15 protein-coding genes are annotated in these 22,620 nt (G+C 51.3%); 11 read left to right on the plus strand and 4 right to left on the minus strand.

Annotated elements, in window-relative coordinates; all coding sequences use genetic code 11:
• Positions 1-58 precede the first annotated feature (58 nt).
• Positions 59-5,542 carry a glutamate synthase-related protein gene (locus ACTNE6_RS04665; protein ID WP_442498770.1) on the minus strand — a complete coding sequence of 1,828 codons (5,484 nt, stop codon included), beginning with the start codon at positions 5,540-5,542 and terminating at the stop codon, positions 59-61.
• 243 nt (positions 5,543-5,785) lie between these two features.
• Between ACTNE6_RS04665 and ACTNE6_RS04670 the strand changes: the two genes are divergently transcribed.
• The gene (locus tag ACTNE6_RS04670; RefSeq protein ID WP_442498771.1) at positions 5,786-7,012 is read left to right on the plus strand and encodes an FAD-dependent monooxygenase; all 1,227 of its coding nucleotides are present in this window, start codon (positions 5,786-5,788) and stop codon (positions 7,010-7,012) included.
• Between the two features lie 498 nt (positions 7,013-7,510).
• Positions 7,511-7,903, plus strand: a complete 393-nt coding sequence (locus ACTNE6_RS04675; RefSeq protein WP_434483769.1) for a PilZ domain-containing protein — start codon at positions 7,511-7,513, stop codon at positions 7,901-7,903.
• A gap of 16 nt (positions 7,904-7,919) precedes the next feature.
• Here ACTNE6_RS04675 and glnD read toward each other — a convergent pair whose 3' ends face one another.
• Both glnD and map read right to left on the minus strand, forming a co-directional pair.
• On the minus strand, positions 7,920-10,559 hold the full coding sequence (glnD, locus tag ACTNE6_RS04680) for a [protein-PII] uridylyltransferase (protein WP_442498772.1): 2,640 nt from the start codon (positions 10,557-10,559) through the stop codon (positions 7,920-7,922).
• Positions 10,556-11,320 carry a type I methionyl aminopeptidase gene (gene map / locus ACTNE6_RS04685; protein ID WP_442498773.1) on the minus strand — a complete coding sequence of 255 codons (765 nt, stop codon included), beginning with the start codon at positions 11,318-11,320 and terminating at the stop codon, positions 10,556-10,558. The genes glnD and map overlap by 4 nt, the downstream gene beginning before the upstream one ends.
• 299 nt (positions 11,321-11,619) lie before the next feature.
• Between map and rpsB the strand changes: the two genes are divergently transcribed.
• The 9 genes from rpsB (at position 11,620) to ACTNE6_RS04730 (ending at position 19,800) form a co-directional block, all read left to right on the plus strand.
• Positions 11,620-12,363, plus strand: a complete 744-nt coding sequence (gene rpsB, locus ACTNE6_RS04690; RefSeq protein WP_194969052.1) for a 30S ribosomal protein S2 — start codon at positions 11,620-11,622, stop codon at positions 12,361-12,363.
• Between the two features lie 110 nt (positions 12,364-12,473).
• Positions 12,474-13,355: a translation elongation factor Ts gene (gene tsf / locus ACTNE6_RS04695; RefSeq protein ID WP_442498774.1), complete on the plus strand. Its 882-nt coding sequence runs from the start codon at positions 12,474-12,476 to the stop codon at positions 13,353-13,355.
• 63 nt (positions 13,356-13,418) lie between these two features.
• Positions 13,419-14,132, plus strand: coding sequence for a UMP kinase (gene pyrH / locus ACTNE6_RS04700; RefSeq protein WP_194969050.1), 714 nt, complete (start codon positions 13,419-13,421; stop codon positions 14,130-14,132).
• A gap of 10 nt (positions 14,133-14,142) precedes the next feature.
• A complete protein-coding gene (gene frr / locus ACTNE6_RS04705; protein ID WP_442498775.1) occupies positions 14,143-14,700 on the plus strand; it encodes a ribosome recycling factor in 558 nt (185 codons plus the stop codon).
• 13 nt (positions 14,701-14,713) lie between these two features.
• Positions 14,714-15,481, plus strand: a complete 768-nt coding sequence (locus ACTNE6_RS04710) for an isoprenyl transferase (protein ID WP_442498776.1) — start codon at positions 14,714-14,716, stop codon at positions 15,479-15,481.
• A 27-nt stretch (positions 15,482-15,508) separates the two neighbouring features.
• Positions 15,509-16,381 (plus strand): phosphatidate cytidylyltransferase, encoded by an 873-nt coding sequence (locus ACTNE6_RS04715; protein WP_194969047.1) that lies wholly within the window; start codon positions 15,509-15,511, stop codon positions 16,379-16,381.
• The gene (ispC, locus tag ACTNE6_RS04720) at positions 16,378-17,565 is read left to right on the plus strand and encodes a 1-deoxy-D-xylulose-5-phosphate reductoisomerase (protein ID WP_194969046.1); all 1,188 of its coding nucleotides are present in this window, start codon (positions 16,378-16,380) and stop codon (positions 17,563-17,565) included. The genes ACTNE6_RS04715 and ispC overlap by 4 nt, the downstream gene beginning before the upstream one ends.
• 8 nt (positions 17,566-17,573) lie before the next feature.
• Positions 17,574-18,926, plus strand: coding sequence for an RIP metalloprotease RseP (gene rseP / locus ACTNE6_RS04725; protein ID WP_442498777.1), 1,353 nt, complete (start codon positions 17,574-17,576; stop codon positions 18,924-18,926).
• 151 nt (positions 18,927-19,077) lie between these two features.
• On the plus strand, positions 19,078-19,800 hold the full coding sequence (locus tag ACTNE6_RS04730; RefSeq protein WP_442498778.1) for a DsbC family protein: 723 nt from the start codon (positions 19,078-19,080) through the stop codon (positions 19,798-19,800).
• Positions 19,801-20,019: 219 nt separating this feature from the next.
• On the opposite strand, the gene mutS is transcribed toward ACTNE6_RS04730, so the two are convergent.
• Positions 20,020-22,587 (minus strand): DNA mismatch repair protein MutS, encoded by a 2,568-nt coding sequence (gene mutS, locus ACTNE6_RS04735; RefSeq protein WP_442498779.1) that lies wholly within the window; start codon positions 22,585-22,587, stop codon positions 20,020-20,022.
• Between the last annotated feature and the right edge of the window lie 33 nt (positions 22,588-22,620).

The raw sequence follows: 22,620 nt of genomic DNA on the forward strand, positions 1-22,620 counted from the left end.
TCTGTAGATCGGCCTCCCTTTTTAGAGGGGAGGCCGATGTGTTGTAAAAAGAATGGATTTAAGCGGGTTGTGCGCTCATCATGTCCTGGACGATGCTTAATCCGACGAGTCCGGCCAGATATTCTTCGATACAAGGAATGCCGGCCAACGCCTCTCTGTTGATTTTGTCCTGTTCAATAATCCAGGCAGTGGAGCCTATCGAATAAATACTCTGTACATCACGCAGGATTAGTGTCTTCTTGTAATCATTCAGACGTTTGGCTGCCAGCAGGCAGGCAAGTTGGTCATCACTGTAATTGCTGTAAGCTTCGCGAGTGTTCTTGACCAATGCTTCCTGCAGTTTGCGCGGACGCTCCATGATCAGTTTGCGCGCAGCCTGCTCTATCTGGCTTTGAGTCTGCAACGCTTCAGGCAGATGCTTCAGCATGTCGCGGGCGTAAGACTGGGCTTTCTCAAACACGGAGAAACTGTTTACCAGCTTGAACATCAATGCTGTATCGGTTGTGCCGTAATCCGGAATCGCGCCGCCAAACAACGGTTGTGTTGTCTGGTACGCCCGTCTGACCTGCTCAACCTGTTCAGCCGCCAGTGCCAGCGACAATTCCTCGATCATTTCCTTGCGATCCAGCGATTGCTGCAAGTATTTGGCTGTCTGGGTTTTATAGAGCCATAACGGCAGCGTAAATTTGAAATGCGCGCGTTCGGTAGCCCAGTTATCGAGCAACCATCTGGCCCTGCTTGAGTTGGCATAGCTGGCATGCTGCTCGAGCATAGACAGAATGAACTGTTCATGAGCTCGGGCCGTATCGGTATCCTCGGTCAGGCGGTGCAGCTCCACGGACGAGCTGTCGTACAAGCTTTCTAGCCGGTCTTCCGGATCATACTGATAGGCATTGCCGCCGGACATGCCGTTGCAGAAACCTTTGCCGAACCCGCCTATATTCAATACGGCGCCGTTGATCATGTATTCGCAGGCGAAATCGCCCACACCTTCGACGACCGCCATGGCGCCCGAGTTTCGGACCGCAAACCGGTCGCCGGCTTCGCCGTTGACAAAGGCCTTGCCGCCGCTGGCGCCAAACAGGGCAAAGTTGCCGATCAGCACGTTATTGCCCGGTGTTTTAATGCCGCCGCCCGGCGATTCGACGACCAGTATGCCGCCGCAAGCCGATTTGCCGACGCCGTCGTTGCAGGTGCCGGTGTGCTCCATGCGCATGCCGTCATTCATGAAGGCAGCATAGCTTTGCCCGGCTGAGCCGTGCGTGCGGATGATCACGCTGTCCGGCGCCAGATAGCGGCGGCCGTGCTGGTTGGTGTAAATGATCTTGGAGCGGGAAACCTGCTCATCGCTGAGTTCATAGGCCAGCATGCGCTCGATGTCGATCGCTGCCTGTCCGCCCACCGTTTTGTTGCGGTTGTTCAGTTTGAAATCGGCGCCTTCGATAATGAGTTGCTGTTTATTGCCGTCAATAATGTCGGTTTTAAACCGTTTGATAATGGCGTCATCAACGCTGAAGTCCGCTTCCAGGTAGATCGGGTTTTCAATTTTTACCTCGTTCGCTTGCGCAAGCAGGCGGGTCAGATCCAGCTGGCCGATCATGGCTTCGTGATTGATCAGGTGCAATAGCTCGGTTTTGCCGCGCAGTTCGCGCAGGCTTCGGTAGCCTAATACGGCCAGTATTTCCCTGACTTCGTGAGCCAGATTCATGAAGTATTGGGCCAGTACGCGCGCATCGCCTTTGAACTCTTCATGCTCGGTGGTCAGGCCGGCCGGGCATTTGATGTTACAGTTCTTGGCCATGACGCAGCGCAGCATCATTAATGCTGTGGTGCCGAATTCAAAGGAGTCGGCGCCTAAAATAGCCGATTTAACGACGTCCAATCCGCTTTGATGGGCGGCGCTGCAACGCAATACGACTTTGTCGCGCAGACCGTTGACGGCCAGTGCCTGATGCACTTCGGCGATACCGATTTCAGGCGAGCGGCCGGTGTTTTTCAGGCTGGTTACGGCTGCCGCGCCGGTACCGCCGGTATTGCCGGCTACGTTGATCACGTCGGCTCCGGCTTTGGCGACGCCGACGGCAATTGTGCCGATGCCTTCTGATGACACCAGCTTGACGCCGACTTTTACGCGCGCAGCTTTGGCGTCATGAATCAATTGCCCCAAATCTTCGATAGAGTAGGTATCGTGATGCGGCGGCGGGCTGACCAGTTCCACTTTGGGCGTGCCGCCGCGCAGAGCGGCAATTTCGACCGAGACTTTGGGCGCAGGCAGCTGACCGCCTTCGCCCGGTTTTGCGCCCTGGCCGATCTTGATTTCAATCTCCTGGATATTGGGGTCGGCCAGATAGCCGGCCCAGACGCCAAAACGGCCTGACGCGAATTGTTTGATTTTGCTCGAACGCAGCGTGTTGAAACGGCTGGAATGCTCGCCGCCTTCGCCGGAGTTGCTGAGCGCACCGACAATGTTCGTGCCCTGGGCGACCGCTTCGTGTGCTTCTGCCAGCAAAGCGCCGTGACTCATCGCGCCGGAGGCCAGGGTTGCGGTGATTTCATGGGCCGGTTGTACATCGGTCAAGGCAATCGGATCGCGAGCGCTCTGGATGGACGATAAATAGTTAGTCAGAAGGCTATCAGTGTCGGCTACTTTGATATTTAGCGTACTGCCTATGGCTGCCGCACTGAATTCAGTATCGGCGAAGCGTTTTTTAAAGTGCTGCGACAGTTGCTCCAAACGCGCTTCGGATGAATTTTCAGTGAAGCTGATGCTGAAAGAAGCGTTGTCGGCTTGGTCGACCTTCAGACCGCGGATTAAATAGTTGATATTGCCGTACAAACTCTGCCTGCCGAGAATGCGGTTGAAATCGGCAACGGTTTCGGCCGTGCTGACGTCAGCCGGAAAATCCATGATGTCGCGCAAGGCGGCCGGCCTGGATTCGCGCTCAAGATACAGGTTTTTGGTAAAGCTGCGATAAGCCGGCGTGATGCCGAAGGCGTCGATTTGCCCCGGGGTACGCTTGTTATAGCCGAAATCGGTGTAGGCCGTGTCGCTGGCGACGGGCGATTTATCCTGAGGGATATACAGAATCTCCTCATCGGTCATGTTGATATATTCCCGGACCGCAGTATTGCCGAAACTGTGGCCGGCGCCGTCCTGGCGCTCCTTGAATAGTCCGAGGAATGGGATGTCTTTTTCCTCGTGCACAGACAGTGCTTTTTGATGCCATTCTGTCGCGCTGGCCGCGATATCGGCATAACGCGCCCCTCCGACTGCTGCATGGATGTTTGGAAAGTAAGGGCGCAGCTTGGGCTCATTGGTATCCAGATAGTTGGATTCGAAGAATTCCCCGCCAATATAGCTTTCCACGGTGCATAGGCCAAATTTGCCCATGGTTTTCATGAGCGATTTTTCAGCGGCTTTCTGGAAATTGTACAGCGCTTTTTGCCGTTCATCCGCTGCATAATGGCTGAGCACGCGGTTATGCACGCTGATAGGGCAGACCGCCGAAGCGCCGAAACCTAGGATCGTGGCGATATCATGCGAGCTGGCTGCCTGTCCGGTTTCCGCGATCAACGATGAATTAAAGCGCAGGCCGTGTTTAACCAGATGCTGGTTGGCGGCCGCAATCATCAGCAGGGCCGGAATGGCGGCTTTGTCTTTATCGATGTTGGCGTCGCTCAGGATGATGATGCCGGTGTTTTTTCGCGCGGCACTCTCAACCTGCTCGCAGACGGCTAGTAACGCCGCTTCCAAAGACTCTTCGTTGCACTTCGCGTCATTGAAGTCAGGCGTATACAGCATGTCCAGCGTGACGACGCTGACCGCTGCTTGTCTGCGGATCTGTTCCAGTTGAGTGCGCAGCAGAATCGGCGAGTCGATAACGAGCTGTTTGCTGTACTCATCGGAAAAAGTCGGTTTGGCGCCCAAGGCCACGCGCAAGGTCATGCCGTCGCTCTCTCTGAGCGAATCGAGCGGCGGATTGGTGACCTGTGCGAAGCGCTGGCTGAAATAGCGCGACATGCCCCCTTCCGTGCCCGACAGCGCGTTAGGCGCGATACCGTAGCCCATGGCCGATATTTTTTCCATGCCGGTAGCCAGCATCGGGTCAAGCAGGAATCTGAAGCTTTCCTGGTTGAGCGAGTAAGCGGTGTGCCGCTGGTCTATCGTGAAGGAATACGCGTCATTAATCTCGGACAGCTCAACTTTCGGCAGTTCCGGCATATGGATGCAGCGTTGCGCCAGTAACGCCTGGTAGTCTTGCTCCTGGGCCAGGCGCTCCATAATCTGGTGGGTGTTGTAAGCTTCGCCGGTGCTGTGGTCGAAGCAGATCATGCCGCCGGCTTCAATGCGTCCGCGTTTTAAGACTTCCTTCGGAGGGAAATCAATTTGCCCGGCTTCTGACATGACAGCCAGATAGTTTTCGGTTTCAACCGAGCGTAAGGGGCGCAGGCCGAGACGGTCCAGGCGTGCGCCAACACGTATGCCGTCGCTGAAAATCAATGCCGCCGGACCGTCGTTCTTTTCTTCGTACAAGCTGAAATATTCCAGCATGGCGCGTACTTGCGGCGACAGTGTTGTATCGTTTTCCCAGGCTGGCGGCATCATCGCCAGCACTGCTGTGACGATATTTAGATTGTCTTCGTTGATGCGGCGCGTCAGGGTTTGGTCCAGACGGCCGGAGTCTGACTGGCCGCACGGGAACACGATGTGCTTGTTGTGCTGGCGCGCGATGGCGTTTTCGCTCAAGCGGTTTTTCTTGTCGGTGTTCAGCTCGCCGTTATGGGCCATGTAACGGAATGGCTGAGCCATCAGTGCGGCCGGAGCTGTGTTGGTTGAAAAACGGGTATGGAAAAACAGTGTGTTGATCTCGTGATCCTTGTCGCGCAGATCTATAAAGTACGGAATGACTTCAAAAGAGTTGAGCCGGCCTTTGTAAACCTGTGTACGCGAACTCATGGATAAAGGATAAAAGCCGTTCAATTCAGGGCGCGAGAAGCCTTCAACTTCAATAGCCAGCAAGGTGGTCTGAATATGCTTTTCAAACTGATCATGCGTAGCCGTTTTTAAATGCTTCGGGCGGTCGAAAATCACCTGCTTGATAGGCAGCTGTGCTTTGACCGAAGCGGAATTGAGCACGGCATTATCAACCGGGACGTCTCGCCATTGAATAATTGGCAGATCAAATGCCTCGAAGTGGCGGTTAACAAGTTCTCTTGCCGCTGAGTCATAGTGATCATGATCTTCCGGAAAAAAGAAGTTGGCTACGCCAAACTGACCGAGTTCCAGATTTTCGATGCCGGTGATCTTGCGAAAGAACTTAAGCGATAAATCAATGTTAACGCCAGCACCATCGCCAATTCCTTCTGCACTCATGCCGCCGCGATGTGGAATAGTGCAAAGCGCTTCGTGTGATTTAATCAGCAGATCATGAGTTTGTACGCTCTTTTTGTGAGTAATAAAACCCACGCCGCAGCTGTCCTGCGACAATTCATCGTTATACAGCATCTGTTCTTTACTACCTAATCGGGAATTTTCAGTCATTTTTCGGCCCGTTCTAATCGTGCTGTCAAAAGACAGCGTTTATAGTTCGTTTTTTGTTTCAATGCGTGTTAGAGTCAAGGAATTAAATTTTAATTCAGGCAGACACATTGAGATACTACGAAATCTTTTTAGATGAATTTCATCTAGTGAAACCTTTTAATTGTATCACGAAAGATTGTACATGCTAGTACTCTATTTTTGTCGAATTGTGGAAGTTCAGGTTGTCTTAATATATTAATTGATATGAAAGAGCGTTTTGATGTTGTAATCGTAGGCGGCGGCATGGTAGGTGCGGCCTTAGCTTGTAGCTTGGGCGGCAGCTTATTGAAGGTGGCTGTAATAGAAAATTCGCTGCCGCAGGAGTTTTCTGCCGATCAGCCGCATGACTTGAGGGTTTCGGCACTCAGTATTGCGTCGAAAAACATCCTTGAAACGGTCGACGCCTGGCGGGGTATCACCAGCCGCAGGCTTTGCCCGTTCCGGCGCATGCGTGTCTGGGAGACTGCCGGCGATACGGAATTTTGCAGCGATGATATCGGTCATTCGGAGCTGGGCTATATTGTTGAAAATCGTGTGACGCAGCTGGCTTTATTGGACCGCTTGCGCGATTTCGATAACATCGAACTGATCTGTCCTGCCACGATTAACCGAATCAGTTATTCAGCCGAAAGTCAAAATGATCATTCCGAACTGGAATTGGCTGATGGGCGCCTGTTGTCGGCAAAAGTGCTGGTTGCGGCAGACGGAGGGCAATCCAGAGTCAGGCAGGCTGTGGGCTTGGGGGTAACAAGCTGGGATTATAAACAGCACGCCCTGGTCATTTATATTGAGACGGATTATGGGCAGCAGGATATCACCTGGCAGCGTTTTGTACCTAGCGGGCCGCAGGCATTTTTGCCGTTGACGGGGCATTATGGCTCCATAGTCTGGTACAACTCGCCGGATGAAGTGGTCCGATTAAAAGCATTGCCTCATGAGGAACTGATGGCCGAGCTGGCGGCTGCGTTTCCTGAATGCCTCGGTAAGGTTAGAGGGGTTCTCGGCACAGCCAGTTTTCCTTTAAAACGGCAGCATGCGCAGGACTACGTCAAGCCCGGCGTTGTTCTGGTCGGCGATGCGGCGCATATGATCAATCCGCTGGCTGGGCAAGGGGTGAACATAGGCCTATTGGATGCGGCCACGTTGGGCGAGGTTTTGATTGAGGCGCAGAAGCAGGGGCAGGCTATTGATGATATAGCCGTTCTAAAGCGCTACGAAAAGTTGCGGCGCAACGAAAACCTGAGAATGATGACAGTCATGGAGGTTTTTTATCGCGTGTTCAGTAACGAGATATTGCCGGTCAAGTTCTTGCGGAACCTGGGGCTGGGGCTGGCCGAGCGACTTTCGCCGGCAAAAAACAAAGTCATGCGCATGGCCATGGGCTTGGATGGCAATCTTCCCAAGCTCGCCAAGGGGCAGTCAATCGTTTGAGTTGTCGGATTTTATTATTTTCAGAAAACGGTTGCGCCATTTCATTGGCTTGAGCCTGCCGTGTACACAGGAATTGAATAGGCGCTGATCAGTAGCCATTGGCGCCATTCTTGTCTATTTCACAACCCTTTGCATGTCCTGCTATAAATCACGGGTTAAGCGACACATTTTGATGGCTCATGCGTTTTGCGGCGCACTGTCACATACTTGGATGCGACCTTGGCGGTCCTGAACACTAATTGCAGACAGGCTTGACGAACATTTTTTCGTTTTGTGATGGAGCTCGTGTTGTGTTATCGACTTCCGTTTTATGGAAATGACAGGTTTCATAAGATTTTCTCTCAAAAAATCCTTTCGACTTGGCTGTTGCATCAATTCGCGAATTAATGTGATGCAGTTCATGTTGTTGATAAAAAAAGTAATTAAGCGGCCGCTCCATCTGGTTCTTGCGTTGTTTTAGGCTAGAATTTACCAATCAATTTATTGAGTACCGAAGCAATGCGTAAAAAAATTTATCCCAAAATTTCAAAGCCGCTTTCAGTGATTGTCGCCAATGAGGATGGCGTGCATTTAAACGTTTTGGCGCTGGACACCAGTAGCGCGGAGATCTCTATTCAGTGTGACATCAGGCAGCGTAATGTCATGACGCCGGGCGGCAGTTATGTGCGCGGCGGCAGGCCGGTGGAACTATCCATTAGTCTGGAACTGCCCGATGAGAACGGGCAGATGTCGCCTATAGCGGCGCGTTGCCATATTGCCTATTCGCGGCGGGTTTCCAGGGATCTCTGCAAGATCGGCATGCGCTATGTCGATATGGGAAAGAATGACTATAACCGGCTGATCCAATTTATCGAAAAAACGCTGGCTTCCAGTAATGGCTTTGCCTATTGATCGGTTTGGGCTGTTTTTAATCGCTGCCGGTTTCCAGCATTTTAAGAATTTCCCTGCGTATTTGCTCCTGCTTGGATGGGTCGGTGATAGGCTGTAATTGCTGGTCGGTTATATAAAACATGTCCTCGGCGCGGCTGCCGATCGTGGTTATTTTTGCGCTGTACAGATGGATGCGCTGCTGTATAAAAGCCTGGCCTATTTTTGATAAGAGACCGGCACGGTCAGTCGTTATCAGTTCTATGATGGTGTGCCTGTTTAAAGGGTCTGCATGAAACCGAATGCTAGTCTGGATAGGGAAGTGCTTGGCCTGCCTTGACTGGCGACGGATATTCTTGTGCTTTTTGACTTCCCGGTGCAGCAGGTTGTGGCGCAGTGCCGTGCAGATATGGACTTCCCTGAACGGTTCGTCAATAGGTTCTCCTGACTGCTCCAGTACCTGGAAACTGTTGAGTACATAATTGTCCGATGTGGTCATGATTCTGGCATCCAGAATCGTAAGTCCCAGTTGGTCCAATGTTGCCGTGCTTATTGAAAAAACGGCCTCTTCATTTTTCGTATAAATGAAGACTTCCGCGCTGCCTCGCTGGGTTTGCGGGCGCAGCAGCACCAAAGGCAGTTCGTCTTCGTTGGATGAAGCGATGGCTATAGTATGCCAGGCTATCTCATCCGCCGAATATCTCAGGAAATAATCGTCGCTGGCATGCTTCCAGGATTTGTAAATAACCGGTTCCGGTATGCCGAGCTTGATCAGTTCGTCTTTGGCTTCTTTTTTGTTTTCGAGCAGCCGGTCTTCCAGTGCAACCGGGTTTTCCAGTCCTCTTTGCAAGGCGCTGTGCGTTACCGAATAAAGCTCCTGAAGCAAAGCATCTTTCCAAGAGTTCCACAGTTCCGGGTTGGTGGCGCGAATATCTGCCACGGTCAGTAAATACAAGTAATTCAGATATTCGATGCTGCCCACTTGCTGAGCGAATTCGTGGATGATATCGGGGTCGCCGATGTCTTTGCGCTGGGCGGTCATCGACATGATCAAATGGTTGCGGACCAGCCAGGTGATCAGCTTGGTGTCATGCTGTGAGAGGTCGTGCTGGATGCAGAATTGCCTGGCGATTTCTTCTCCTATCATGGAATGATCGCCATTTCGGCCTTTAGCGATGTCATGGAACAAGGCGGCAATATACAGAATTTCCGGCTTGGAAATCAGAAGAAAGATGTCGTTGCAAAAAGGGAGTTCGTCAATGTGTTTTTCCAATGCAAACCGGCGCAAGTTGCTTATTACGAAAATCGTATGCTCATCCACTGTATAGATGTGAAACAAGTCATATTGCATGCGCGCGACGATATTGGCAAAGCCGGGTACATAGGCGCCTAATACCCCGTAGCGGTTCATTCGTCTTAATTGATGGGTAATGCCGCGCGGTTGGCGAAATATTTCCATGAACAGACGGTTGGCTGTTTTATTCTTGCGAAACGCCTCGTCAATCAGGTACAAGTTCTTGCGGATCAGGCGGATGGTGGTCGCCCTGATGCCTTTAAGTGAGGAGTTCTGCTGCAGAATCAGAAAAATTTCCAGCAGAGACGTCGGCTCTTGCTCAAAAATAGTGTCTTCGGTCGCTTCAAGATAGCCATTGATAACGGAAAATTTGGCATTAAAAGGCAGTGGCCTATAGACGGCTTCTCCGCAAACGAAGCGTTCGTTAAACAGTTGCAGCAACATTTCATTCAGCCGCTCGAGCCCGAGTACCGTTTTGAAATAAAACTGCATAAACTGTTCGACATCCTGATTGTAGGTCCGGTCTTCCGAGCTAAAGCCGAATTGCTTGGCAAGGTCGCGTTGATAATCAAAAATCAGCCGGTCCTCGCCGCGATTGGTCAGCAGATGCAGTGCATAGCGGATGCGCCAGAGTATATCGAGGGCGGCAACCAGTTCCGAATATTCGGATTCCGGCAGGAAGCCGTATTTGACCAGTTCCTTGAGTGTGGCCGAATTGTAATGACGCTTGAATACCCAGGCGATAATCTGCATGTCGCGCAATCCGCCCGGGCCCTCCTTGATGTTCGGTTCGAGGTTATAGGCGGTACAGTGGAATTTGGCATTGCGCTGCCGCTGTTCTTCCATCTTGGCAATGAAAAACTGATCCGAGGGCCATATTTTGTCGGGCGTAGTGGCTTCTCTAAGCGTTTCGTAAAGGGCGATATTGCCGATGAGCAGGCGCATTTCCATCAGGCTGGTCATGATCGTCTGATCATCCTGTGCGGCTTTAATGCATTCCTCGATCGTGCGCACGCTTTGCCCGGGTTTTAAGCCGATATCCCACAGGAAAGTAAAGAAGTTTGCCAATGCTTCCTGATAAGGCGAAGTGTCTTCCGACTCGAGCAAAACAACGATGTCAATGTCCGAATAGGGGAATAATTCCCGGCGGCCATAACCGCCTACGGCGATCAAACTCAGCGATTGGGCGTAATCGCCGAGGTAATGTTGCCAGCACAGGCTCAGGATTTTGTCGATGAAATCGGATTTTTCTTTAAGCAGCGCGGCAACCGAACTGTGCGGATCGAATTTTTGCCTCAGTTCAGCGTCTTTTTGCTTCAGCAGTTGTTTGAACTGAAGCAGGCTGTCTTTTTCTGTAAAGAGTGTAGGAAAGGTCAAATCATTCACATTTCTTCCTGGCGCAAAGTTAGGATTTCATAACCGGTGGCTGTGACAAGAATGGTGTGTTCCCATTGGGCGGACAAGCTTCGATCTTTAGTGACTGCAGTCCAGCCGTCGGCCAATACTTTGACATGGCGCTTGCCGAGATTGAGCATGGGCTCAATGGTTAAAATCATGCCGGCTTGCAGCACTTCACCCGTGCCGGCTTTGCCATAATGCAGAACCTGTGGATCTTCATGAAATTTTTTGCCGATGCCGTGGCCGCAAAACTCTCTGACTACAGAAAAGTGATTGGCTTCCGCGTGTTTCTGTATGGCATGGCCTATATCGCCTAAGGTGGCGCCAGGCTTAACTTGCTCAATGCCCAGAAACATGGCTTCGCGAGTTACATTCACCAGTCTTCGGGCGTGTTGGCTGACTTCCCCTACACAGAACATTTTACTGGTATCGCCGTGGTAATCATCTTTTATAACCGTAATATCGATGTTGACGATATCGCCCGATTTAAGTTTCTTTTCGCTGGGAATGCCGTGGCAGACCTGGTGATTAATGGATGTGCAAATGGATTTCGGGAAACCGTGATAATTAAGCGGCGCAGGTATGGCTTTTTGCACGTCGACAATATAATCGTGGCAGATTTTGTCGAGTTGATCGGTGGTGACTCCCGGGACAACATAAGGCGCAATCATTTCCAAAACTTCAGCGGCCAATCTTCCGGCGATACGCATTTTTTCAATTTCACTTTCGGTTTTAATGATTATGCTCATGGAGATGATTACTTGTATTTGCTAAGGTTGTTTGTGCCGGATAACAGATGAGGCAAGATAAAGGTCTAGTTTTGAAGGTTAGTCAGATTATGACATGCGAAGAGTTTAACAGAGATTGGCTTGTTGTAAAAAGCTAATTATGATATAAAGTTAAGTTCATTTTTGTATTAATACTCACACTTGTCGTCACGTTTGGCAGGGTGCTGGCTCAAGTTATTGTAGCTGGTTGCCAAGCGGGGTAAGTGGAGGCGTAACCCAACTCGGACAAATAGTCCGATTTTAGATCTTAGGAGAAATTAATGGCAGCAGTATCCATGCGTCAAATGCTTGAAGCGGGTGTTCATTTTGGACATCAAACCCGTTACTGGAACCCGAAAATGGCTAATTACCTGTTCGGAGCACGTAACAAAATCCATATCATCAATTTGGAAAAAACGCTTCCGATGTTCAATGACGCCATGAATTATCTGGGTCAAATGTCCGCAAACAAAGGTACCATCCTGTTTGTCGGCACTAAAAAAGCAGCGCGCAAAGTTGTTGCGGAAGAAGCAAAACGTTGCGGCATGCCTTATGTCAACCATCGCTGGTTAGGCGGCATGCTGACCAATTTCAAAACTATCAAGAAATCAATCAATCGCCTGAAAGAACTGGAAGCGATGAAGACTGACGGCACGCTTTACCAACGGTTCAGCAAGAAAGAAGCGCTGGGCATGGAGCGTGAACTCGAAAAGCTCGAGCGCAGCCTGGGCGGTATCAAAGACATGAAAGGCATTCCTGATGTTATTTTCGTACTGGATGTCGGGTATGAGAAAAATGCAATCAGCGAAGCGAAGAAATTAGGCATTCCGGTAGTGGGCGTTGTTGATTCCAACAATTCACCGGAAAGAATCGATTACGTCATTCCTGGTAATGACGATTCAATTCGAGCGGTTTCACTATACTGTCAAAGCGTTTCTGCGGCTGTAATGGAAGCTAAAGCGGCAAGTCTGGATATGTCGGCAAAAGCCGATGACTTCGTTGAAGAAGCCTCAGCAACAGAATAATTCACTCCCTCATTTATAACAGGCAATGGCCTGTGTGAGTGAGGGTTCAGATCAAGAAAAAACGCCTCCTTATGGGGGCGTTTTTATAGTACGAACAGTGAGGAAAAATAATGAGTATTACTGCAGCAATGGTTAAGGAACTGCGCGAGAGAACCGGTTCCGGCATGATGGAATGCAAAAAAGCGTTAACAGAAGCCAATGGCGACATGGAACTGGCCATTGAGAATATGCGTAAATCCGGCTTAGCCAAAGCCGATAAAAAATCAGGCCGCACTGCCGCTGAAGGCGTTATCGGTATAAAGGTCAGCGATGATGCGAAAATAGCGGTTATGGTGGATGTTAACTGCGAAACCGATTTCGTTGCCAAAGGTGAAGATTTTGTTAACTTTGTTAACAATGTAACAGCGGCTTTATTGACTTCCGATGTTGAAACGGATGAGCAATTGCAGTCTATGAAATTGGCCGACGGCAGCGTCGTTGATGACGTGCGTCGCAGCTTGATTGCAAAATTGGGTGAAAATATTACCATTAGACGCTTTGTAAAGTACCATACAGAGCAAGGCGGTACTGCATCCTACCTGCATGGCAGCAAAATCGGCGTCATCGTTGAATTAGCAAAATCTGACAGCGAGTTAGGCAAAGATATCGCAATGCATATTGCCGCAAGCAAACCGGAATGTGTTTCTGAAGATCAAGTGCCTGCGGAACTGATTGAGAAAGAAAAAGAAATTTTCTCGGCTCAAGCGGCAGAAAGCGGAAAGCCGGCAGAAATCATCGAGAAAATGATTGGCGGCCGCATCAGCAAATTTTTGGCCGAAATCACTTTGCTGGGCCAGCCATTTGTTAAAGACGATAAAACTACCGTCGGCAAACTGGTTGCCTCAAAAGGCAACAGCGTTATTCGCTTCGCACGCTTTGAAGTAGGCGAAGGCATTGAAAAGAAAGAAGAAAACTTTGCCGAAGAGGTTATGGCTCAAGTTAGAGGCAGTTAAAAAAATTCCCCGGCTACCGGCCGGGGGACTTTGTGCTAATAAATTATTAATACCCGGTTGAATATGACTAAGCTGATTTGCCAGAGAATTTTACTTAAATTAAGCGGTGAGGCGCTGATGAGCGAGACAGGCGGCAGTATCGATTCAGATATTGTCAAGCGTCTTGCCACGGAAATTAAAGATTTATGTGATGTAGGTATCCAGGTCGGCTTGGTCATAGGTGGCGGCAATATACTGCGCGGCGCTGACAAAGCTTCGGAAGGGCTGGACCGGGTGACCAGCGATCAGATGGGTATGCTGGCCACAGTCATCAATGCATTGGCCATGCAGGATGCGCTCGAGCATTTAGGTCAACAGGTTCGAGTCATGTCAGCCTTGAAAATCAATCAGGTATGCGAAGATTATATTCGCCGCCGGGCCGTGAGGCATTTGGAAAAAGGCCGCGTGGTAATTTTTGCAGCCGGCACGGGCAATCCTTTTTTTACCACCGATTCGGCAGCCAGCCTCAGAGCGATTGAAATCAACGCGCAACTGATGATTAAAGCGACTAAGGTCAAAGGCGTCTATTCGGCAGATCCTGAGAAAGTAAAAGATGCCGTATTTTATCCTCGATTAACGTATGATGAAGCCCTGGATCAGCGCCTGAACGTCATGGATGCGACTGCGCTGGTATTATGCAGGGACAATAATCTGCCGATGCGCGTCATGAATGTGTTTGAGAAAGGCGCCGTCATGAAACTGATGATGGGTGAAGAGATAGGGTCTCTTATTCAATGAGGAACATATAATGATAAGTGATATTCAACAGAATGCCGCAACCCGCATGGGCAAAAGCATAGAAGCGTTAAGGCATGAATTTTCAAAAATAAGAACGGGTAGGGCGCATCCGAGCCTATTGGAACAGATAACTGTTTCTTACTATGGTACAGAATCTTCGTTATCGCAGGTTGCCAATATTGCTGTTGAAGATGCACGTACTTTAACTATCACGCCATGGGAAAAGACCATGGTGCAGGCGATCGAAAAAGCGATTTTGAAGTCGGATCTCGGTTTAAACCCGAATACCGCCGGCATGACTATCCGCATTCCATTGCCTCCGCTGACTGAAGAGCGTCGTCGCGACCTCGTTAAAGTGGTCAGGCATGAAGCGGAGAATGGCCGTGTGGCGATCAGAAATATTCGCCGCGATGCCAATTCGGAAATAAAGGACGCATTGAAGGAAAAAATGATTTCCGAAGATGAAGCGCGCGCTGCTGAAGAGAAAATCCAAAAATTGACCGATCAATATATCAAGGAAGTGGAAAAATTATTGGAAGCCAAAGAGGCAGATCTGCTGTCAATTTAACTGAGATTTAGCAATGTCAGCTGATGATTCCAACAGTTTAGAATCAGATAATAACAAGCCGCGCCATATCGCCATCATTATGGATGGCAATGGCCGCTGGGCACAGAAAAGATTTATGCCGCGCCCTATGGGGCATCAGGCCGGCGTCAAGGCCGTCAGAAAAGTCGTCGAATACTGCGCCAAACAGGAGATTGAGGTTTTATCCCTGTTCGCTTTCAGCAGCGAGAACTGGCGACGTCCACAAGAAGAAGTTTCCATGCTGATGAGCTTGTTTATCACTACGCTGCAGCGGGAAATCGACAAACTGCACCGTAACGATATCCGCTTGCGGTTTATCGGCGACAGAACGGCATTTCCAGAAAAATTACAGGCTAAAATTGCCGAAGGAGAGGCGAGGACAAAGGACAACACGGGCTTAACCCTTGTTGTGGCGGCAAACTACGGAGGTCGCTGGGATATGTGTCAGGCTTTCCGGAAAGTGGCTGAAAAAATAGCGGCTGGCGAACTGGAAAGCCAGGAGATCAATGAAAAGCTGGTCGAACGATATTTATCCACTGCTGACCTGCCCGAGCCCGATCTGTTTATCAGAACAGGCGGCGAGCAACGTGTCAGTAATTTTCTGTTGTGGCAATTAGCCTATACGGAGCTGTATTTTACACCGACACTCTGGCCGGATTTCGACCAGGATTCAATTGAAGACGCTATTAAGAGCTTTAAAAGCCGGCAGCGGCGGTTTGGCCATACCGGGGAGCAGGTGCTTAATAAAGCCGTCACCTTCTAAATCTTAATAATCACAATAATTAATAAAATGTTACTGCAGCGAATTATAACCGCCTCAATATTGGCTCTTTTGGTCGTACTGGCTGTGTTCCAGTTGCCTTCGGAGTATTTTTCATTAGTTTTAGGATTGATCATTTTGGTTGCCGCCTGGGAATGGAGCGATTTGGCAGGCATCAGTTCACCGTTGAAACGGGGCTTGTTGTTACTGGCGCTGGTTCTGCCGATGCTGGGCCTTCATTTCTGGACCTATTTCCTCGAGCTGATTGCGCAAAGCTTCGATTGGCCCGAAGTCAGGAGTTATTCTGGTGCGCTGGAATGGCTGGTTATCCCGCCGGTACTGTTCTGGATACTGGCCATGATACTGATCAGAAGCAGGCCGTCGGAGATGTTGAAACTGCAGCTGGGAACGCGTTATAAAGCGCTGATCGGCTGGTTCGTCTTATTGTCGGCCTGGTTGTTTTTGAGCCGGCTGAGAGCCATATGGGGCGAGGGAATGGTGCTTTATTTCCTGCTCCTGATCTGGGCAGCCGATATTGCAGCCTACTTCATCGGCAAGAAATACGGGCAAACCAAGCTGGCGCCTGAAATCAGTCCCGGCAAAACAGTAGCGGGCATGTATGGCGCTTTAATAGCCGGTGTGGTTTGCGCAGTTGTTCTAAGCCTGTTCTATGGTTATAACTTTATGATCGCATCGGACTTTGTTCTGCTGTCCGTATTGACGGTCCTGGTTTCTATTTATGGCGATTTGTTTTTCAGCCTCGCCAAGCGCCAGCGCGGCGTAAAAGACAGCGGTTCCATTCTGCCGGGACATGGCGGCATTTTGGATCGCATCGACAGTCTCATTGCCGCAGCGCCGTTTTTCTATGCCGGTATTTTCCTGATGTCTGGGTTAGTGGCATGAAGAAAGGCATTTGCATACTCGGAGCGACCGGCTCGATCGGCGTCAGTACGTTGGATGTAGTGGCCAGGCATGCCCATCTTTACAAGGTCGTCGCCTTAACCGCCAATACCAATACCGATACCTTATACGAACAATGTCTGGCGCATCGCCCTGAATACGTCGTTATTGTTGATGAGGCCAAGGTTCAGGCATTCAAGGACAAACTGAAGAATTCACCGGTCCCAGACATTAAAGTCCTGTCCGGCGCCCATGCGCTGGAGCATGTTGCCACGTTGGACAACGTCGATTCGGTCATGGCGGCTATCGTCGGCGCGGCGGGACTGCTGCCCAGCCTGGCTGCGGCAAAGGCCGGCAAAACCGTATTGCTGGCTAATAAAGAAGCGCTGGTCATGTCCGGCGACATTTTCATGCAGGCCATAGCCGATTCGGGGGCGCAGTTGCTGCCGATCGACAGCGAGCACAATGCGATATTCCAGTGTATGCCTGCCGGTTATAAAACCGGCGTGCGCGCCAAGCAGGCCAGACGCATTCTGCTCACCGCTTCGGGCGGCCCGTTTCGCGAACTGCCGCTGGAGCAAATGCCGCATGTGACGCCAGCTCAAGCAGTCGCTCATCCCAATTGGGACATGGGCAAGAAGATTTCAGTCGATTCGGCCACGATGATGAACAAAGGTCTGGAAATGATCGAAGCCTGTCTTCTGTTCAATATGACTCCGGACCAAATACAGGTGGTCATCCATCCGCAAAGCGTTATCCATTCGATGGTCGATTATGTGGATGGTACCGTGCTGGCGCAGATGGGCAACCCGGACATGCGCGTTCCCATCGCCCACTCCCTGGCTTGGCCGGAACGGTTCGAATCCGGCGTGGAGCCGCTTAATATTTTCGAAGTCCGCCGCATGGATTTCCAGGAACCGAATCTGGAGCGTTTTCCCTGCCTGCGCCTGGCGTATGAGGCCATCAATGCCGGCGGGATCATGCCGACCGTATTGAATGCCGCCAATGAAATAGCGGTGGACGCCTTTTTGAATGAGCGCGTGCGCTTTACCGATATTCCGGTCATCATTGAGCGCTGTATGCAGCAATTTGAAGTCAAACCGGCCGATAGTCTGGAAATTGTTCTGGACGTGGATAAACAAGCCAGAAAGTTGTCTAATAAAATTATTGACGAGCTTATTGGTTAAAGGACTTCATGCATACTCTGTTTTATTTCATCATTGCTATCGGTATTCTTGTTTCATTTCATGAATTTGGGCACTTTTGGGTAGCCCGCAGAGCCGGAGTCAAAGTGCTCAGGTTCTCCGTAGGTTTCGGCAGAGTATTGTGGTCCTACCGGAAAGATCCTGAGTCAACAGAGTATGTCATATCGGCCATTCCTCTGGGCGGTTATGTCAAAATGGTCGATGAACGCGAGGGCGAGGTCAAAAAAGAGGATCTGCCTTATGCCTTTAATCAGCAGCCGGTGTTGACAAGAGCAGCCATCGTGGCGGCAGGGCCCGTGTTTAACCTGATGCTTGCCGTCGTTTTGTTCTGGAGCGTATTGGTCATCGGCGAAGTCGGCATAAAGCCGGTGCTCGGTCCGGTGGAACAGGGCACGCTGGCGGCAGAGGCGGGCTTTGCAGAAGGCGACGAGATCATCTCCGTCAATGGCAAAGCGACGCCGACCTGGGCCGAGGCCTTGAGTGTTTTGGTCGCTTCCGCACTTGATAGCGGAGAGCAAGTAGAAGTCAAAGTCAGAAATTTTGAAGATGCGCAAAGCACCAAAATTTTGAGGATTCCAGAAAAAGACAGCAACGATCCTGATGTCTTATATAAACGATTGGGTTTTAAACCCTGGACGCCAAAACTGAAGCCGGTCATAGGGCAAGTGCTCGCCGGTGGTGCGGCATCTGAAGCCGACTTGCAGACAGGCGACCTGATCATCAGCGCTGACGGTACTGAAATCAATGACTGGATGCAGTGGGTGGAGTATGTAAAAAGCCACCCCGGCGCAGCGATCAATGTGATTATCGAGCGCGATGACAGACGCATGCCGATAATATTGACGCCTAAGAGCGTCATGTCCGAACAGAAAACCGAAGGAAAAATCGGCGCGTCCGTTCAGGTACCGGAAGGTCTGACGGACTCCATGCGTGCCGAATATTCCTTATCGCCGCTCCAGGCAGTGCCTGCCGCTTTCGAAAAAGCTTATTATTATTCCGTCTCAACCTTGAAAATGATGGGCAAAATGCTGGTCGGCAAGGCTTCTGTTGAAAATTTAAGCGGCCCTATCAGTATTGCCCAGTTTGCCGGACAGTCTGCCACGATGGGTCTAACCCATTTCCTGAAATTCCTTGCCTTGGTGAGCGTTAGTCTCGGCGTGCTCAATCTGTTGCCTATACCGGTGCTGGATGGCGGGCATTTAATGTTTTTCGGCATAGAAGCCATTAAAGGCAGTCCTGTTCCGGAAAAAGCACAACTTTTCTTTCAACAGATTGGCATGGCCTTGCTGTTTTTTCTAATGGTATTCGCCATGATTCTGGATATTGGGCGTTTGTTTCAATAATAAGATTACTGTTTAATAACTGATGTTATGCGGCAACCTGACTTCGGCCAATATCCGCCCCCGTAATACCCTTATATATAATTCACCGGAACGTTAAAAGAGAGGTACGCAATGCGTACCCTACAATGCAAAGGAAAAAAACGAGAAGACCATGAAAAAAGTTATCAAGATTGCCGCACTATCACTATTCGGCCTGACCTTGCCTGTCGCTCAGGCAGATGAAAATGCCATCCGGCAGGCATTCTCAACGTCCATGCCTGAAGTAAAAATCGATTCCGTCAAACCTTCCGAGATAAAAGGCCTCTATGAGGTTGCAATCGGCGCGAATATTTTTTATGTGTCTGATGACGGCAAATATTTACTGCAGGGCCATCTAATCGATGTAGCGAAGCGTACCGACCTGACGGAAGAAAAATTAGGCAACACGCGCAAACAGGCTCTTGAAAAACTCGGCCAGGATAAAATGATCGTGTTCAAGCCGAAGATAGCTAAATACAAAGTCTATGTTTTTACCGACATCGATTGCGGCTATTGCCGCAAACTGCATTCGGAAATCGATCAGTACATGGCCCAGGGCATCCAGATCCAATACCTGTTTTTCCCGAGAGCCGGCAAGGGTTCGGATTCCTACAACAAAGCCGTTTCCGTCTGGTGTTCTGAAGACCGCAATGCAGCGCTGACAGAAGCCAAAAAAGGCGGAACGCCGGCCGCCAAGACCTGCGACAATCCGGTCGACGAACACATGCAGCTCGGCGCAGAGTTTGAAGCTAGAGGCACGCCGATGATCGTCACCGAAAAGGGCACGATCTATCCGGGCTATATGCCGGCTAAGCAATTGGCTGAGGCTCTGGAAAGCGAAGCGAATCCGAAATAGCATGGCCAGCCGTTAGTGTAAGCCCGGCATAAAGGACTTCGAAGTGCTGGGTTTACCAACCCAGCCTACCCGCTGCCCTGTCAAAATCAAGGCGAAATCCATTGTAGGGTACGCATCGCGTACCTGTTCAGGGCTTTTCGGCACACCGCAAGTCCGGAAAGGTACGCGATGCGTACCCTACAAAGCCTGGGGGGCAAATGCCGGGTTTATCAATCCAGCCTACACCATTTCCTTGAGCCGGTAGAGCAAATCCAAAGCCTGACGGGGGCTGAACTCGTCAGGATTCATATCCTCCAGCAAACACACGGCAGGATGGCATTCCTTGGCCGAAAACAGATCCAGCTGATTAACCCCGGTTTCCGCCTGCTGCCCTATATAGGCATTGTTTTCCAGATGCTGTAATTTGGCTTTGGCCTTATCAATCACGGAACGCGGCACGCCGGCCAGCGAAGCTACCTGCAGGCCGTAACTCTGATTGGCCGGCCCTTCCTTGACCGCATGCAGGAAAATAATCCGGTCGCCGTGCTCCATGGCATCCAGATGCACATTGTGGATGGTTTCCTGCTCATCAGCCAGCGTTGTCAGCTCGAAATAATGCGTGGCGAACAGCGTAAACGCCTTCGTTTCCTTGACCAGATAATCGGCGCAGGCCCAGGCCAGCGACAGGCCATCGAACGTGCTCGTGCCGCGGCCGATTTCGTCCATTAAAATCAGGCTTTTCGATGTGGCATTATGCAGGATATTGGCCGTCTCCGACATCTCCACCATAAACGTCGAGCGGCCGCTGGCCAGATCATCGGAAGCGCCTATGCGCGTGAAAATCTTGTCGACAGGGCCGCAGGTCAGCGCCTTGGCCGGCACGTAACAGCCGATATGCGCGATCAGGACGATCAGCGCCGCCTGACGCATATAAGTGGATTTGCCGCCCATGTTGGGGCCGGTGATGATCAGCATGCGGCGCTGATCGGAGAACGACAAGTCATTGGGCACAAACGGAATATCGGACACCTGCTCGACCACCAGATGCCGGCCGGCTTCGATCTGGATTCCCGGCTCGTCAACCAGTGCCGGTTCGGATAGATTCAGCGTATCGGCGCGCTCGGCGAAATTGACCAGCACATCGAGTTCGGCCAGCGCAGCGGCACACTCCTGCAGCGGGATCAGGGAGGCGGCGATGATCGAAAGCAGTTCCTCGTACAGAGACTTCTCGAAGGCCAGCGATTTTTCGCGCGCACTGAGGACTTTATCCTCAAACGCTTTCAGCTCTTCCGTCACATAGCGCTCGACGCCTTTCAGTGTCTGTTTGCGAATATAATGGCCGGGTACTTTTTCGGCATGCAGGCGCGAAATCTCGATATAGTAGCCCTGCACGCGGTTATAGTTGACTTTCAGGTTCGTGATGCCGGTCGCGGCTTTCTCCCGGTTTTCCATATCAATCAGGAACTGGTCGGCGTTCTGGCTCAGGTTGCGCAGTTCATCGAGTTCCCGGCTATAGCCCGGCGCGATTACGCCGCCGTCGCGGATCAGAACGGGCGGGTTATCGATGACGGCTTTGTTCAGCAGTTGCAGCATCACCGGCTGCTCGCCGATTTTTTCCCTTAACAGCGTCAGTTGTGGATTGTCGCTCGTGGCAAGCACTTGCTGCAGGCCAGGCAGCACCGCCAGCGTATTGCGCAATACGATCAAGTCCCGGGGCCGCGCCGACTTCAGGGCAATGCGCGAGCTGATCCTTTCAATATCGCCGACTTGCCGAAGCTGGGCTTGCACATCGCGGTACAGTTGGCCGCTCAATAAGGTAGCGACGCAGGCATAGCGGTCGTTCAGGATGGCATGATTGCGCAGGGGCCGGTTTATCCAGCGCCGCAGGCAGCGGCTGCCCATGGCCGTAGCGGTTTTGTCCAGCACGCCGAACAGTGTGTATTGCAGTTGCCCGGACGGGTGCGAGTCCAGTTCCAGATTGCGGCGGCTGGCCGCATCGAGCACGATGCTGTCGTCGCTGTTCTCAATGCGGATGCCCTGAATGTGCGGCAGCGCGCCTTGCTGCGTGTCCTTAACGTATTGCAGCAGGGCGCCGGCGGCGGCGATAGCGGCCGGCATGTGCTCGCAGCCGAAACCTTTCAGATCATGCGTGTTGAACTGCTTCAACACTAGTTGAAGCGCGCTTTCGGTTTCGAAATGCCAGGGCGGCCGGCGGCACAGGCCGCTGCGCTGCTTGATCGCGGCAGGCAACGGCCAGTCCTCGCTGAACAACAGTTCGGCAGGATTCAGGCGGCCGATTTCGCCGAGCAGCTGATCCTCGGATTCAACCTGCTGCAGGATAAAACGGCCGCTGGTCAGGTCCAGCGTGGCGATGCCGAAGTGATGATTCAGAACGCAGACGGCGACCAGCAGATTGTCCTTGCGGTCTTCGAGCAGGGCCTCGTCCGTGACCGTGCCGGGCGTGACGATACGCACCACCTTGCGCTCGACAGGGCCTTTCGAAGCCGCGGGATCGCCGATCTGCTCGCAAATCGCGACCGATTCGCCGTTGCGCAGCAGTCTGGCGATATAGCCTTCGGCCGCATGATAAGGAATGCCGGCCATGGCGATCGGCGTGCCGGCCGATTGCCCGCGGCTGGTCAGGGTGATATCGAGCAGCTGCGCCGCTTTCTTGGCATCGTCATAGAAAAGTTCGTAAAAATCCCCCATGCGGTAAAAAACCAGCGTATCGGGATGATTGGACTTGATGCGCAGATATTGCTGCATCATGGGAGTGTGGGGGGTAGCGGAATTTTGATTTATACTCATGTGCCTATTTTATCCGAAGTCGCAGGGGAGTCA

Origin of the sequence: Methylobacter sp. sgz302048 (assembly GCF_052162025.1) — a bacterium.
GTDB lineage: Bacteria > Pseudomonadota > Gammaproteobacteria > Methylococcales > Methylomonadaceae > Methylobacter.